16 protein-coding genes, 1 pseudogene and 3 riboswitches are annotated in these 15,894 nt (G+C 38.5%); of the genes and pseudogenes, 14 read left to right on the forward strand and 3 right to left on the reverse strand.

The genetic code is table 11. The annotated features are described in order from the left end of the window. The first annotated feature begins 69 nt into the window (after window positions 1-69). The 3 genes from MKX47_RS07850 to MKX47_RS07860 all read left to right on the forward strand — a co-directional run bounded on the left by MKX47_RS07850 (window position 70) and on the right by MKX47_RS07860 (window position 2,171). Entirely contained in the window at window positions 70-687 is a 618-nt protein-coding gene (locus tag MKX47_RS07850) for a TerD family protein (protein WP_340772726.1), read from the forward strand. 17 nt (window positions 688-704) lie between these two features. Further along, entirely contained in the window at window positions 705-1,280 is a 576-nt protein-coding gene (locus tag MKX47_RS07855) for a TerD family protein (protein WP_340772727.1), read from the forward strand. A 363-nt stretch (window positions 1,281-1,643) separates the two neighbouring features. Then, complete coding sequence (locus MKX47_RS07860; RefSeq protein WP_340772729.1) at window positions 1,644-2,171, forward strand: DUF3841 domain-containing protein; 528 nt, start codon at window positions 1,644-1,646, stop codon at window positions 2,169-2,171. Window positions 2,172-2,266: 95 nt separating this feature from the next. Here the strand turns inward: MKX47_RS07860 and MKX47_RS07865 are convergent, their stop codons facing one another. Beyond that, window positions 2,267-3,715: an aminotransferase-like domain-containing protein gene (locus MKX47_RS07865; RefSeq protein WP_340772731.1), complete on the reverse strand. Its 1,449-nt coding sequence runs from the start codon at window positions 3,713-3,715 to the stop codon at window positions 2,267-2,269. Between the two features lie 99 nt (window positions 3,716-3,814). On the opposite strand from MKX47_RS07865, the gene MKX47_RS07870 reads away from it, so the two are divergent. Next, on the forward strand, window positions 3,815-4,417 hold the full coding sequence (locus tag MKX47_RS07870) for a LysE/ArgO family amino acid transporter (protein ID WP_340772733.1): 603 nt from the start codon (window positions 3,815-3,817) through the stop codon (window positions 4,415-4,417). 122 nt (window positions 4,418-4,539) lie between these two features. Further along, complete coding sequence (locus MKX47_RS07875) at window positions 4,540-5,778, forward strand: MFS transporter (protein ID WP_340772735.1); 1,239 nt, start codon at window positions 4,540-4,542, stop codon at window positions 5,776-5,778. Between the two features lie 806 nt (window positions 5,779-6,584). Here the strand turns inward: MKX47_RS07875 and MKX47_RS07880 are convergent. Beyond that, entirely contained in the window at window positions 6,585-7,136 is a 552-nt protein-coding gene (locus MKX47_RS07880) for a nucleotidyltransferase family protein (RefSeq protein ID WP_340772737.1), read from the reverse strand. 434 nt (window positions 7,137-7,570) lie between these two features. Here MKX47_RS07880 and MKX47_RS07890 point away from each other — a divergent pair, with 434 nt between their 5' ends. The 3 genes from MKX47_RS07890 (at window position 7,571) to MKX47_RS07900 (ending at window position 9,226) form a co-directional block, all read left to right on the forward strand. Continuing rightward, window positions 7,571-8,296, forward strand: coding sequence for a nucleotidyltransferase domain-containing protein (locus tag MKX47_RS07890; RefSeq protein ID WP_340772742.1), 726 nt, complete (start codon window positions 7,571-7,573; stop codon window positions 8,294-8,296). A gap of 57 nt (window positions 8,297-8,353) precedes the next feature. Continuing rightward, window positions 8,354-8,878: a DUF402 domain-containing protein gene (locus tag MKX47_RS07895; protein WP_340772744.1), complete on the forward strand. Its 525-nt coding sequence runs from the start codon at window positions 8,354-8,356 to the stop codon at window positions 8,876-8,878. 66 nt (window positions 8,879-8,944) lie between these two features. Then, complete coding sequence (locus tag MKX47_RS07900) at window positions 8,945-9,226, forward strand: hypothetical protein (protein WP_340772746.1); 282 nt, start codon at window positions 8,945-8,947, stop codon at window positions 9,224-9,226. 44 nt (window positions 9,227-9,270) lie between these two features. On the opposite strand, the gene MKX47_RS07905 is transcribed toward MKX47_RS07900, so the two are convergent. Further along, entirely contained in the window at window positions 9,271-9,789 is a 519-nt protein-coding gene (locus MKX47_RS07905) for an NUDIX hydrolase (RefSeq protein WP_340772747.1), read from the reverse strand. Between the two features lie 155 nt (window positions 9,790-9,944). Continuing rightward, window positions 9,945-10,079, forward strand: a riboswitch (FMN riboswitch). 166 nt (window positions 10,080-10,245) lie between these two features. After that, a riboswitch (FMN riboswitch) is annotated at window positions 10,246-10,379 on the forward strand. A 188-nt stretch (window positions 10,380-10,567) separates the two neighbouring features. Here MKX47_RS07905 and ribE point away from each other — a divergent pair. The 6 genes and pseudogenes from ribE (at window position 10,568) to cobJ (ending at window position 15,888) form a co-directional block, all read left to right on the forward strand. Further along, window positions 10,568-11,200 (forward strand): riboflavin synthase, encoded by a 633-nt coding sequence (gene ribE, locus MKX47_RS07910; RefSeq protein ID WP_340772749.1) that lies wholly within the window; start codon window positions 10,568-10,570, stop codon window positions 11,198-11,200. A gap of 12 nt (window positions 11,201-11,212) precedes the next feature. Further along, window positions 11,213-11,797 (forward strand): annotated as a pseudogene (gene ribB, locus MKX47_RS07915) (3,4-dihydroxy-2-butanone-4-phosphate synthase); the annotation flags it as partial. A gap of 34 nt (window positions 11,798-11,831) precedes the next feature. Then, entirely contained in the window at window positions 11,832-12,299 is a 468-nt protein-coding gene (ribH, locus tag MKX47_RS07920; protein ID WP_340772751.1) for a 6,7-dimethyl-8-ribityllumazine synthase, read from the forward strand. A gap of 227 nt (window positions 12,300-12,526) precedes the next feature. Next, window positions 12,527-13,474, forward strand: coding sequence for a cation diffusion facilitator family transporter (locus tag MKX47_RS07925; protein WP_340772753.1), 948 nt, complete (start codon window positions 12,527-12,529; stop codon window positions 13,472-13,474). Window positions 13,475-13,485: 11 nt separating this feature from the next. Continuing rightward, entirely contained in the window at window positions 13,486-13,803 is a 318-nt protein-coding gene (locus MKX47_RS07930; protein WP_340772754.1) for an ArsR/SmtB family transcription factor, read from the forward strand. A 105-nt stretch (window positions 13,804-13,908) separates the two neighbouring features. Further along, window positions 13,909-14,093, forward strand: a riboswitch (cobalamin riboswitch). Between the two features lie 145 nt (window positions 14,094-14,238). Further along, window positions 14,239-15,888, forward strand: coding sequence for a precorrin-3B C(17)-methyltransferase (gene cobJ, locus MKX47_RS07935; RefSeq protein WP_340772755.1), 1,650 nt, complete (start codon window positions 14,239-14,241; stop codon window positions 15,886-15,888). Window positions 15,889-15,894 lie beyond the last annotated feature (6 nt).

Genomic DNA, 15,894 nt, shown 5'->3' on the forward strand with positions numbered 1-15,894 from the left:
TGAGTTCTCAATATAAAAACTATAAACTAACAATAGGCTGTACAATCATAGCTACCAGGAGGATACGATATGACAGTTAATTTACAAAAGGGTCAACGAGTTGATTTGACAAAAGGCAATGCAGGATTAAATAAAATTAGAGTAGGGCTAGGCTGGGATCCCGTTCAACAAAAGTCGAGCGGTGGATTATTCGGTGGTCTATTTGGAGGGGGTGGCTCAAAAGCGGCGAATGTTGACTGTGACGCTTCCGTGATTCTCTTAAAAGATGACCGATTATCAGGTAAGCAGGATGTTATCTATTTTGGAAATTTAAGCGGGGCAAACGGGGCAGTTACCCATTCAGGCGATAACTTAACAGGTGCTGGTGAAGGGGACGACGAACAAGTTGTCATTGAGTTAAAGTCGATTCCAGCAGAGTATAATCGTTTAATTTTCGTTGTGAATATTTACCAAGCTGCAGAACGTCAGCAGCATTTTGGTATGATTCACAATGCCTTTATTCGTGTGGTGGATGTGTCAACGAATGAGCAATTATTAAAATATAATTTATCTGATGATTATTCAGGTCAAACAACATTAATTACAGGCGAAATTTATCGACATGAAAATGATTGGAAATTCGCTGCAATTGGTACAGGCACAAAGGATAATTCATTAAGTGAAGTTATTAAAAAATATCAAGCATAATTGAGGAGGAAATGAACATGGTCGTTTCATTAGCAAAAGGTCAAAAAGTAGATTTAACAAAGTCAAACCCAGGATTAACAAAGGTAAATGTTGGTTTAGGCTGGGATACGAATAAATATGATGGCGGAAAAGATTTCGATTTAGATGCTTCAATTTTCTTATTAGAAGGAAATGGTAAGGTATCAGGTCCAGAAGGTTTTGTCTTTTACAATAATACAACAGGAGCGAATGGCGCGGTTGTTCATTCAGGCGACAATTTAACAGGTGCTGGAACTGGTGACGATGAGGTTGTTTATGTTGACTTACAGGCAGTGCCAGCCAACATCGAAAAAATTTCATTTGCTGTTACGATTCATGATGGTGAAGCCCGCGGTCAAAACTTCGGCATGGTTTCAAATGCATTTATTCGTGTATTCAACGAATCAGCAGAATTAATCCGCTATGATTTAGGAGAAGATTTCTCAATCGAAACAGCGCTTGTTGTTGGCGAATTATACCGTCACAACGGTGAGTGGAAATTCGCCGCAATTGGCTCTGGCTACCAAGGCGGCTTAGCGGCATTATGTAATGATTTTGGTTTACAAGTAGGGTAAGTAATAAAAATTAAAGACTATTTTTTGACCAAGTATATTGGTGAGGAAATGTTAAAAGTTTGAACGAATAACAGCAATCGACCACAAGGAGCTGAAATGCTATGTGGTCGATTTTTTCGTTCAAGAAATGCACTCGAGATTATTATAGAACCCACTCCATTCTTTTAGTGTATTGGTATAATATGGACTGGCGGCGGTGAGCTCGATTTTATGATGTGAGGAGATATTTCCGACTTTTGAGTTTTATTTGCGAACGCCCAAAAATCCCCTTTATTTTGAATTATTTCTTAGTTTACCCTATTTTTTAGTTAACATTCTATAAAATGTATCGTAATAATTTAACAGTAAGGTGTGGTATACATAATGGCTACAGAAAATAAAAAGCTGACAACCTATTGGACAATCCAAACGAAAGCGAAGTGGGATCAAGCGCAAAAATTAGGCTATTTGGTAGGGGATTTTTCCTTTATTGATGAGGATTATAAGGAACCCTATCACTGGATGATGGCGCAAATGAAAAAACGGATTCCACATTATGGAGGGGAATATCCTGTTTGGCTATGGACAGAACGACCTGATTTGCGAGAGTCTGGTTATTTAGAAAGGGGCGAGCAAGGGGTTCTTTTAATGGTCGAGCTGCATTTCAATACTGTTTTGTTGAGTGACTTTCAAGCATGGCATATGGTGTTAAATAATAGCTATATGAGCTTGGAGGAGGAAGATGATGAAGTCTATAATTTGGAGGAAATTCGAAAAAGTTGGGAGCTAATCTTTGAGCTGAATCAATTGAAGGCTTCTGAAATGTGGGGGGAGCCGCATCATTTACAAGGAGTAACAGGAAAAATAAAGACAGGTCAAATCGATGTGATGAAGGAATTCAAAGCAAGATAGAGTACTTGCAGGTTAGCAGATAACTCAAAAACTATCGCATATCCAGGCGTAGGGCATCGTAGCGCTGGACAGGCGGTAGCTCATCGAATGCAAATTCATCCGTTTTTTTCATCGCTATGCGTTAGTTTTGACTGGACTAGCGTTGTTAAAATCTTTATGCCTTCTTCTAGCTGTTCGAAGGTTGCATAGGCATAAGAAAAACGGAGATGATGAAAATCATTTGGCTGATAAATATAGCCTGGATTGATAAGCACTTTATGCTGCAGTAATTCTAAAAAAAGTGCCTTGTTTATTACAGGTTTATCGAATCGGAGCCATATATAAAAGCCACCTTTTGGCTGTTCCCAACTAGCGATGTCTTGTACGTATTGTTCGAGTAAGTCTTCAACAAATTTTGCGCGCTGCTTTAATTGATTACGAAGCTGCACTAGATGCTGTTCATACAAGCCAGATGTCAGCCAATAGGTCACAATCTCTTGGGAGAATGCGCTAGAACCATAATCCGTTTGCATTTTTATATCTGCTAAATGCTTAATTACTGCTTCAGGGGCAACAATCCAGCCAATGCGTAGTCCGGGGCTTAGTGTTTTTGAAACGCTGCCAATCGATAAAACTTGCCCATTTTGATCCAGTGCCTTTAATGGCTGTTCCTCGGTCTGTTCAAAAAGTAATTCGTAATACACATCGTCTTCAATAATAGGAATCGATAGCTCCTTACATGCCTCGTATACCGTTGTTTTTTCTTCCGTAGACCAGTTTCGGCCTGTTGGATTATCAAGCGTAGGAATGGCGTAATAAAGACTTTGGCGATTTCTCTTTGCCATTTGTAAAATTTGTTTTAATTGCTTGTGAGGCTTCACTGTAACCATTTGCATCCCAGCAGACTGGAACGGATGAATCGAGTTTAAATACGAAGCCTTATGATGAAAAACGACCGAACCCTTTTCTAATAATCCAAGCGCAATTAATTGAAGGGCTTGTAGTGCGCCAGAAACAATTAAAATATTACGTGGTGTTGTCTCAATGCCGCGTTTTTTCAAGTGAATACATAAGCTTTCGCGCAAGGATTTACTTCCCTGAGGCTCTGAGTAACCAATGGCTCTAGATTGTAAAACAATTTTTTGTAATGAATGTTCGAGCTGAGCTGTCGGTAATAGCTCGGGCGACAGCTCACCTGTACCGATACGAATCATATCCAGTCGTTGTTCATAGTCATTAATGAGCTGAATCGTATCAATATTTGGTTTATGTACACTTGCTTCGATATGTTGATTCCATTTTGGATGTGTGAGCATCGGCTGCCATGGATTTTCTGTAATAAATGTTCCCGCACCAATTCGAGTTTCAAGGAGCCCTCTTGCCTTTAACTCCTCTATAGCGGTATTAATGGTACTGCGATTCACCTCAAATTGTAGCGCTAATACACGCTGCGGTGGACATTTCATCCCTGGAGTGAAATCGCCACTTGTAATTTGTGCGGTGAACCAATCGACAATTTGCGTATGTAATGTTACTGATAGCTGTTTGTCTGGTTTCCAAGTCATAATGCAGCCCCCTTAATTGGTTGGGTAAATAGCCATCCAATTGGTCGTTTTCTTTTATTATAAAGCGAATTATAGTAGAAGGGAAATGGAGTGAGTTGAATGGAAGTAGTTTTACATGGTGTGATTTTAGCGTTTGGTTTAATTTTACCTTTAGGCGTGCAGAACGTCTTTATTTTTTCACAGGGGGCAACACAGCCGAGTCTTGTAAGGGCATTGCCGGCTACATTAACGGCTGCTATTTGTGATTCCGTACTTATTTTACTTGCGGTGTATGGATTATCGCTCGTTATTTTACAGTATGAGGGACTTCGCATGATGCTAATGGTAGCGGGGATTCTATTTTTGCTATATATGAGCTATTCGATTTGGCGAGCTACGCCGACAGAAGCAAATGTAGCGAATGCACTGCCGATGAAGAAGCAAATTTTATTTGCCTTAACAGTGTCGCTACTCAATCCACATGCAATATTAGATATTGTCGGAGTGATTGGTACAAGTGCTTTAAAATATAGTGGCTACGAGCTGGTGTTATTTACTGTAGCCTGTATTGCTGTGTCGTGGCTTTGGTTTTTCGCGCTAATGATTGCCGGCTCTCGTATAAAAAAATTCGGCAATCAATTGGTTATTATGACCGTTTTTAATAAGTTTTCAGCGATTTTTATTTTGGGGATGGCAATTTATTTAGCGATTGGGCTTATGTAATGCGCCATACTCGATTATGTATCTAAGAACCTATTATATCCTAAGAAATTGACAAATAGGAAATGGTTGATTAATCTTTACCTATTCTAACAAATCGTTACATAGAAAAGAGTGTGAGAAGAATGGCTACTCAAGAAATGTCGAGAGAGGCACTCCAAAAATTGTATAAACGAGTATTAGTCGTTGTGAGCATATCGCAAATGTTTGGCGGTGCTGGTTTGGCCGCGGGTATTTCGGTTGGTGCACTACTCGTACAACAAATGACGGGGGATAGCTCAATTTCAGGTGTTCCAACCGCATTGTTTACATTAGGGTCTGCAGTAACCGCCTATACGGTGGGTAAGATTTCACAAAAATATGGTAGGCGCATCGGTTTGTCAGCAGGTTTTTTTGTCGGTGGCATTGGCGCACTTGGTGTCATATTTGCAGCGATTTTAAATAACCTCATCCTGTTATTTATTGCTTTATTTGTGTATGGTGCGGGGACAGCCACGAACTTACAGGCACGTTATGCAGGAACAGATCTAGCAACGAAAGAGCAGCGCGCAAAAGCGATTAGTACTACGATGGTGATGACGACTTTTGGTGCAGTTGCGGGACCAAACTTAATTTCCACAATGGGGAACGTAGCGGAAAGTTTACATATGCCAGCTTTAGCAGGACCCTTTATTTTATCGATGTTTGCCTATTTACTGGCGGGCTTAACATTATTTTTAATGCTTCGACCAGATCCGTTACAAATTGCCAAACAGTTAGAGCAAAATCAGTCCTCTAGCCAAGCGATGGTAATGGATTCTTCGCAAGCGCAACGAAAAGACGGCATTATTGTTGGTGCGACTGTCATGATTTTAACACAAGTAGTCATGGTAGCGATTATGACGATGACGCCCATTCATATGACACATCATGGGCATAACTTAACAAGCATCGGTTTAGTCATTGGCTTCCATGTTGGCTTTATGTATTTCCCATCATTAATTACGGGCGTTCTAGTAGATAAGTTCGGACGTACGGTGATGATTATTGGTGCTGCGATTACATTAGTGTCAGCTGGATTACTTGCAGCCTATGCGCCAACTGATTCATTACTTTTACTTATTATTGCATTAGCTTTATTAGGTCTGGGATGGAATTTTGGTTTAATTAGTGGGACGGCGTTAATTGTAGATCATACGACGATTGCAGAAAGGGCTAAAGTACAGGGGACAATTGATGTTTTCATTGCGATTTCGGGTGCAGCGGCAGGTTTACTTTCAGGGCTTATTGTTGCTAAAACGAGCTATGGGCTGCTGTCAATTAGTGGCGCGCTGATTTCGTTAACGTTACTCTTGTTGGTTGGATGGATTATGAAAAGAAGGTGAAAAGGTAGAATTGATGATTTGTACTATCGTTTAATATTTCTACTTGAGATGTTCCACAATCGCACAGATAGTGGAACATTATTTATATAAGAACTTACATCGAGCAATTTTACTAACAATAAATGGATTAAGTACAGTATGTTTTCTTTTTGGCGGGCTACGGCATGACAGCATATTTAAAGTCAGCAACGTATAGGCTGACTTTAAATACTGCGACGAAAGCGTAGCGACAGGAGCATGACATTTTGCGACGAAAACGAAGTGACAGGAGTATGAACCCTGCTTCTGCGGGGAGTAAAGAGAAATTCTAAAAGGTGTTTTAGAATTTCCCTTTACTACTGTCTTTAATGCCGCATGCAAGGCCCGCCAAACTAAAATATAACTTCTAATAAAATGAAAAGCACTCAATGCTGCCGCTAGCGCTATCGCGAGGCAGCGGTTTTGGCTAAAATATGGCGCTGTTTCAATTATGTAACTTTGTCCAAAAGTTAGCTCTTCGAATAAAATATCCTACTATCATTGTGTTAAAATAAATCCTTTTCCAGATTAAAGTTATCTTGATTAAAATTATACGTTTGATTTCCCAAAATTTTTTTTAAAACCTTTCCTATAAAAAACAATCATAGTAGAAAAACACACTCAATTATCTATTTTTGTTTTGAAAAATGCTCGTTTTGAGTAATATGGAAATTAGCTATCCTTCTTTGAAAAAGTTAACAATTCCTCAATAACCAACTCAAGTAATGATGATATTTCTTCACTTTCTTATATACAATCCACATTTTCCTATGAAAATCTCATCGCAATTAAGTAATGATTTGTAACTTATTCCATGTATGTCCCCAGTTTTTTTCTTGAATTCTATTTAAAAAGATAGGGTGCAAAGGTGAATTATTTGTGAAATTTGGCGTTGGTCTTACTTGACAAGTAAATAAATCTTGTAATCCATAAGGTGCCATTATTTCGATTTTATTTTGATTAATTCTAGCAGCAATTGCCGTTGGTGTTTCAGGGAAGTTCGCGACGCCTTCAAATGAACTATGATAAGGTGGTAAGTTGTTTTTTATATGCATACGAGCTTGATTTTTTACGGACCAAGGTAGATGGGGCATAATGGTATTTAACTTAGCTTCCAATATTTTTTCAGCATTAATTGATGGTTCATTTTCATCGAAATAAATGACATCAATATCGTTGGTTTCAGTTTGCATACTATGTAATGTATCCCAAACTTTATTCCTAATAATGCCTGCAGCTATCCAACAATCATTTAGATTTAGCGTTTCTACTGCTTTCAAAATGGAGAAAAGAGCTTTATCCGACTCCAAAAGATTCATTAATTCTGATTCGAATTTCATTCATTTAGCCTCCTGTAATACTATCATTAGAATATTTGTACTTGTAATAATGATAAAGCAATTTTTACATAATGAGGAATTATTTATTTTAAGAAGGAGAAAGTGCTCTTTTGTTGAAGTGGATACTAACTGGCTAAAACGATTTTGATATTTTGGGGAGATGATTTTTTGGTTAACCTGTTGGAAAATGTTTATCAACTATCAGCAGTAGTCCTACTCCTATGCGCAATCTATTATTATAGACATTTTATAAAAACAAAGAGAGCAAGAAAATTAACTCGATTTGAATTTTCAATTTATGTAATTACTCAAATTGCTTTATTTGTTTGTGCTGGTAGTTATATTCTTTTGCTTTTGGATAAATAAGATTCAATAATCATGCCCCCGTCTTTATTTTAGTACCGGATTATGCTTGTAGATGAGAGGGGAAAGTTATGCAAAATAACAAAAGTTTAGAGCCGCTTAATGCAGCTAGCCAATTTGTAGAAAAGTATTTTTCATACTGCCAAGCAGCGTTACTTGCAGGTAGCGTCGTTCGTGGTGAAGCGACTACAACATCTGATTTAGATATTGTTATTTTCGATAAGGAAGTGAAAAATTCTTATCGGGAATCATTTGTTGAGTTTGAATGGCCGATTGAAGTGTTTGTACATAATTTAACATCATATAAAAAGTATTTGACTATGGATTATGAAAGGGCAATACCATCATTACAGAAAATGCTCGTAGAAGGAATGGTTATAAAAGATGATGGCATTGTTGAGCCAATAAAAAAGCACGCACAGAAAATTTTAGAAAACGGTCCACAGCAGTGGTCATTACAAACAATGGATACCAAGCGCTATTTTATTACAGATGTATTGGATGATTTTATAGGGTGTACAAAGATCCATGAAGAACTTTTTATTGTGAATAGGCTAGCAGAGCTTGTTAGTGAATTTATTTTAAGAGCAAATGGTAAGTGGGTGGGAACTTCTAAATGGGTATTTCGTTTATTGAAAGCACATGATGAACAGCTAGCATTTCAATTTTTTGAAGCATTTAATTTATATTATGAAACGAAAGACAAAACACAAATTATTGTATTTGTAGATAATGTATTAGAACCGTATGGAGGAAGATTATTTGAGGGCTTTTCGATGGGGAAAGCAATACGATAACACGCTAAAACAAAATGATAAGTTTTCAAAAAATACATTAATAATAGGTGAAATTATATGAAAAAGTCCCTAGCTATAAAAGTACTAAAATACGGTGGGAAACTGCACTATGAATGGACGTCAACTATCATTGAGCAAAATGAGAATTATGTCATCGCATATAGCACTCCAGGAAGAAAATTAATCCATCATACGAAAGGCAAAGAGTTTCAATACGACAATTATTCCATTGAATTTATCCCGAAAAATGAATGGTATACGGTTTGTATTGATATTGAAAGAAGTGGCGAGGTGCAATATTATTGCAATATTTGTATGCCCCCGATGATTGAAGATAATGTAGTGAAATTTGTTGATTTAGATATCGATATTGTCAATCGAGCAGGTACGTGGGAAGTTGTCGATGAGGATGAATTTGACCATAATCTGAAACATTTTAATTACCCGCAAGCTGTTATTGAGCAAGCGATACTTTCGAAAGAACGATTGCTTCAGAAAATCCATCATCAGGAATTTCCTTTCGATGGATTTTTAGAGCAATCTTATCAATTCGTATACAAACTTGAAAATCAAAACCATTAAAAGAGCGTTCGTAATCTCTTTTTGATGAGAAGCATAGCTTTATCTTATTCAAAAGGTAGTGAGAAAATGCCAGTGTTAAGGAAAGAGCAAATTGAAGCACGATTAGTACAGAGTAGGCAGGAGAAGAGGCGCAACGCAACACCAGAAGAGTTAAAGCTATTAAAAAATTGTCTAAAAGAACAGCAGCGTTACGCAAATGAGGAAATGAAACTGTTATATGTACAATTTGATTCGCTAATAATTCAAGTAGAGTATGCGGAGACCACTATTTCGTTTACAGTGAAAAATACAAAATGTGTCGATGAGTATACAATAACGGATAGTTATTTTTTCATTATTCCAAAATAACAAGGGTGGAAGCTCGCATGGTGATCAACTGCACGAGCTTTTTCCTATTCCCGTATGGAGCCATATTGGTAGCGCATATCAAACAACAAATGAATAAAATGCTCATAAAATGGAATGAACGTCCCTTCCTGCATCATTTGAATAATTTCATCCTTTGATGCCCATTTCACAGCTTGTACTTCCTCAGGCTGGAGTACAAGTTCTGATAAATTGACTTCATGTTCAATTGTATAATAATCATCAAAGCCACGCTCAAAATTAATGGTTAGCTGTGGGCGTATCGCTTCAAAATTGTATGTAATTCCTAATTCTTCAAATAGCTCACGGGCAGCAGCTTGTTGGCTAGTATCGCCAGTAATCGCGCTACCACCACATGAAACGTCCCATAAGTTTGGCCATCCGTCTTTAAAGGGTTGGCGCTGTTGAATTAGCATTTCACCTTGTTTGTTAAAGATACATACATGCACAACGACATGAAATTCATCAGGCGCCATTTCGCTTCCTCTTGTAATAATTTTTCCTGTTTTATTGCGGTGTTGATCGTAGACATCCCAATTTTCCATCGAAGATTCTCCTTGTGTAAAATTTTGTAATAGAAGTGCTATTATACTACAAGTAACGTTAGAATTTACATGCAAATTGAAAATAAAATCGCAAAATTATTACTATTAACTTTTCTTTTTCAAAAGATATGTTACAATAGCATGTGAAATTAAATAATTTCCTTCGGGGTCGGGTGAAATTCCCAATCGGCGGTGATGAGGCAACTCTAAGCCCGCGAGCCACCTTTGTGTGTGCAGGATTTGGTGTAAATCCAAAGCCGACAGTATAGTCTGGATGGGAGAAGGAATCGTAGCACTTTTTGAAAATTTTTGTTCAAAAAGCTTTTTTACTATACCCATTTTGGTATGGTAAAAATTCGCGCACCATTTTTTATGTAAAAAATGAGGCTTATTTGGCTATGTATTTAATCCCTGTACCCCTGTGTATAGGGATTTTTTTGATTTCACAAATTCATACATTTCCTTCGGGGTCGGGTGAAATTCCTAATCGGCGGTGATGAGGTAACTCTAAGCCCGCGAGCCACCTTGTGTGTGCAGGATTTGGTGCGAATCCAAAGCCGACAGTATAGTCTGGATGGGAGAAGGAAGCATTGTGCGAGATTTTTGAAAAAATACAATCAAAAGTCTTATTTGACGATGCCAATTTTACCTCTCATCAAACTCCGACACATTTCGTACGGGGTTTTTTGTGGTTTGAAAAGTAGTAATTTTTCAAAGACATCCACATAATAAAGTGAAATTTTTGACTATTCATGATGATTGATATGAGGTGAGAGGTTTGTTTACAGGAATTATTGAAGAAATTGGAATAGTTGAAAACATAAACAGAAAATCCAATGCGATGCAGCTCGAAATAAAAGCAGCCAAAGTGTTAAGTGATGTGCAACTGGGTGATAGTATAGCAGTTAATGGCGTTTGCTTAACGGTAAATAAGTTTTCAAGTGAGCGTTTTTTTGCAGATGTGATGCCCGAAACGTTCCATGCTACCAATTTATCAACCCTACAAAAAGGGGCGGCTGTTAATTTAGAACGAGCAATGCATGCAAACGGTCGATTTGGTGGGCATTTTGTCAGTGGTCATGTGGACGGAATCGCTACCATTAAAAGTAAGAAGGCTATTTCAAATGCAATTTATGTAGAACTAGCAGTAGCGGATGAGTTACTTGAAAATTGTATATTGAAAGGCTCGATTACACTGGATGGAACAAGCTTAACGATTTTTGCGCTACAAAAAAATACGCTCACTGTATCACTGATCCCTCATACCAATCATCAATCCGTACTTGGAATGAAAAAGGTCGGGGAGCAAGTCAATGTGGAAACGGATTTACTTGGTAAATATGTGAAACAACATGTACAAGCCAGATCCTCCAATATGACGCGCGATTTCCTAATTAGAAATGGATTTTAAGGAGAGGGACAAATGAATACAGTACAAGAAGCGATCGATGCGCTTAAAAACGGGGAAATGATCATTGTTGTTGATGATGAAAACCGTGAAAATGAGGGCGATTTAATTATGTTAGGAGAGCATGCAACGCCTGAAAATATTAATTTTATGGCGCTGCATGGACGAGGTTTAATTTGTACGCCAATTAGTACAAAAATTGCAGACAAATTTGCGCTCACACCAATGGTTGAAACAAATACCGATCATCATGGGACGGCCTTTACCGTAAGTATTGATTACAAAACAACGACGACAGGTATTAGTGCATTTGAACGTTCGGAGACAGTCACTGCGTTATTAGATGCAACGAATGTAGCTGAGGATTTTAAACGGCCGGGTCACATTTTCCCACTCATTGCAAAAGAAGGTGGGGTAGTTGTGCGACGTGGTCATACCGAGGCTGCCGTTGATTTGGCTAAGCTTTGTCATAGTTCGGAAGTGGCGGTTATTTGTGAAATTTTAAACGAAAATGGCACAATGGCAAGACTGCCTCAATTAGAGAAATTGGCTGAACAATGGGACATGAAACTTATTTCAATCGAACAATTAACGCAATATATCACACAATCATTGGTATAAAGGGAGCGATATTATGGGAAAAATTTTTGAAGCACAATTAATTGGGACAGAACTAAAAATTGGTATTGTTGTAGGACGATTCAATGAATTTATAAATGACAAGCTATTATCGGGTGCGCTGGATGGCTTAAAGCGACATGATGTACAGGAAGCAAATATCGATATTGCTTGGGTACCAGGTGCATTTGAAGTGCCATTTATCGCTAAAAAAATGGCAGAGACACAGCAATATGACGCGGTAATCGGCCTTGGAACGGTAATACGCGGGGCAACAACGCATTATGATTATGTGTGCAATGAAGCCGCAAAAGGGATTGCTAAGGTGGCTTTAGACACAGGCGTACCTATTATTTTTGGCATTGTGACGACGGAAAATATCGAGCAGGCGATTGAACGCGCGGGTACAAAAGCCGGGAATAAAGGCTATGATAGCGCGATTTCAGCGATTGAAATGGCGAACTTAAATCTACTTTTCAAATAAATTCTAGGGGTGAGAGGACAACACGATGTAACAGTTTTAGCATTCGTTCCTAATTTCTATCACCGCGAAAAATTGGCTACAGCGGATTATGAATATATGAAGAAGCACTGTGCGATAAGTATTTACTTTTCGTGCAGTTTCTTTTTCAAATGGAATTGACAAAAAATGAGGAAAGTAATAATATTAGTATATGAATATATGTTCATATAAAGAAGGAGGTTGTTTTTATGGCTGAACATCAACATGACCATTCACATGGTGCGAATAAAAAAACATTACTCATTTCATTTATTATCATTTTTAGCTTTATGATTGTTGAAGCAATTGGTGGGGTAGTAACGAATAGTTTGGCGCTGTTATCTGATGCAGGGCATATGTTTAGTGATGCACTTTCACTTGCGATTGCGCTTTTAGCCTTTATCATTTCGGAAAAAGCGGTGACGATGTCGAAAACATTTGGCTATAAACGGATTGAAATATTAGTTGCCATGCTAAACGGGGTAACACTTGTTGCGATTGCGCTCTATATTTTCTATGAAGCGGTTGATCGCTTTCAAAATCCACCTGAAGTAGCGACGACAGGGATGCTCATTATTAGTGTCATTGGTTTGCTTGTGAACATTTTAGTTGCATGGATTATGCTAAAAGGTGGAGACACAGAAGAAAATTTAAATATGCGTGGGGCATTTTTACACGTAATTAGTGATATGCTTGGTTCGGTAGGGGCGATTATTGCTGCATTGTTAATGATGTTTTTCGGATTTGGCTGGGCAGATCCACTGGCAAGTGTTATTGTAGCACTGCTTGTATTACGTGGTGGCTATTCCGTAACGAAAAATTCACTACATGTGTTAATGGAAGGAACACCAACAGTGGTCAATAGTGAAGACGTACTCAACATTATTCAAGGACATGAGCAGGTGCGCAGCGTTCATGATCTTCATATTTGGGCGGTTACGAGTGGCTTACACGCATTGACTTGTCATATTGTATTGGATGATGCCTTAACAATAAAAGAAGGTAGTGCCATTATCGCACATATTGAACACGAACTATTACACGCCAATATTCAACACGCGACTATTCAGATGGAAGATAGTAGCCATAAACATGGCGATTCTGTGTATTGTACGGTAAAGGCTGAAGCAGGTGGACATCACCATCACCATCATTAAGGAGGCAATTTATGAACGAGCAAATGGATCAAGTACGCCATGAATTAGATGAAGAAACCTTATTTGTAGTATCTCAGACCTTCAAAGCATTAAGTGATCCAACACGTATTCGAATATTAAACTTATTATGCTGTAAAGAATATGCCGTAAACGATCTAGCAGAAAGCTTGAATTTAAGCCAATCTACAGTGTCACACCAGCTGCGGTTTTTAAAAAATTTACGCCTCGTCAAGTTTAGACGTGAAGGGACAACAATGTTCTATTCAAGTGATGATGAGCATGTAATGAATTTATTGCATCAGGCGATTGATCATGCGAAACATGAATAATACAATACGCCGGATATCTCTTAGATTTATACATGAATTGTTATAAAAGTGAAAAAATTATATCCAATACCAATGAAGTATGTTACTTTAAGAATGTTAATTAAATAATTTGCAATTTAAATGAGTGCTTACATTTTTATGTAAGGTAAAAGGGAAATTAGTGAAAATCTAATGCAGCCCCCGCTACTGTAAATGCTGATGAAATCACAACAATCACTGTCAATCGATGGGAAGATGTGAAAGTAAAATGAAGCTTGAGCCAGGAAACCTGCTTATTTAAACGATACTTACTTTTCGGAGGGAGAAGTGTAGGCGAAACATGATCATGTTTTTGTGTTTTTTTATACTAATCCGTATACAATTTCACTTGCCCGTACCTCTTTTTCTAAAAAGTAGGTGCGGGCATTTTTTCATTTCTATACGGAGGGTGTTTGGATGCAAAAGGGAAAAATTTTTGTTGTTGGCTTTGGTCCTGGTGATCGAGAGCATATTACAAAGCGTGCAGTCGATGCACTGCAACAAAGTGAACACATTATGGGCTATAAAACATATGTGGACTTGATTGAACATTTAGTAACGGCAAAAACGATTGTAAGTACAGGGATGACTGAGGAAGTCTCGCGTGCACAAGAAGCGGTTAAGCAGGCAGAGGCAGGAAGTATCGTATCGGTTATTTCAAGTGGAGACTCAGGTGTTTACGGGATGGCCGGTCTTGTATATGAGGTGCTAATTGAAAAGGGCTGGACAGAGGCAACGGGTATTGAAGTGGAAGTAGTGCCGGGGATTTCCGCGATTAACTCTTGTGCAAGTTTGCTTGGTGCCCCCGTTATGCATGATAGCTGTACGATTAGCTTGAGTGACCATTTAACACCGTGGACAGTGATTGAAAAGCGAATTGAAGCAGCAGCAATGGCCGATTTTGTCGTTGCGTTTTACAATCCTAAATCAGGTAGACGAACAAGACAAATCGTAGAAGCGCAACGCATTTTGTTGAAATATCGTGCGCCCGATACGCCGGTTGGATTGGTGAAGGCAGCCTATCGCGATACTCAGGATATTGTGTTAACAACACTTGCCGAAATGTTAGAGCATGATATAGGCATGCTGACGACTGTTGTTGTAGGAAATTCCTCTACCTTTTACTATGACAATAAAATCATCACACCGCGTGGCTATCAGCGAAAATATACATTAGGTGAAGAAAAGCAACTATTAAAACCACACCAACGCTTGAAGAAGGAAGCCGAACCATGGGCATTAGACCAAGAAACAGGTGAGGCAAAGGAAGGCTTTGAAAAAATAGAGGCGATTGAGAAAAAAACAACGAATGTGAGCGTAACGGAATGGAGCTCATTGCAATTAGCGAATGAAGCATTGGCGCTTGTTCGACCAGAGGAAAAGGTGGAAAATCCTTTTTTAGTGCAGCAAAAGCAGGAGTCCATTTTTGAATTTGCTGTGTCTCCAGGGGTTGCCAATAAAATGATTACCCCACAGCAAATGGTGACATTAGCTGAAATTGTAGGCGAAAAAGGTACGATGGAATATACACCAGATCACCGTCTTGTGGTTAAAGTACCAAGCATGGATCCACAAAAAATTGTAGCAACGGTTGAACAAACCGGATTGCTCGTCCAACCGGTGGGGGATGTTGTCATCGTGAAGGCCTGTGATTTTTGCTATGGCGAAAAAGCTGAATCCATCCCGTACGCGGAAAAGATTATGGAAACGCTTGGTGGCTTGAAGATGCCGAAAGAATTGCATGTTGGGATCAACGGCTGTGGCATGGCGTGTTACCGTGCTGTATTCGACGATATTGGCATCGTCTATCGCAAGAAAAGATTCGATTTATTTATCGGCTCAAAACCAGTCGGGCGTACAGCACATGCAGCTCAGCCTGTTTTAGAAGGTCTAGCACCCGAACAATTAATTCCATTATTAACTGAGATTGTTGCGGATTATCAAGCAAATGCACATCCAAATGAACGTTTCTTTAAATACTTTAAACGCGTAAAAAAAATCTTAAACTTCGAGTATGTCGATATGGCATGCAAAATTAAAGTAGAAGAAGCGCCTTGCGGGGACTAGGAGGAA

The sequence above is a fragment of the Solibacillus sp. FSL R7-0668 genome, assembly GCF_038006205.1.
GTDB lineage: Bacteria > Bacillota > Bacilli > Bacillales_A > Planococcaceae > Solibacillus.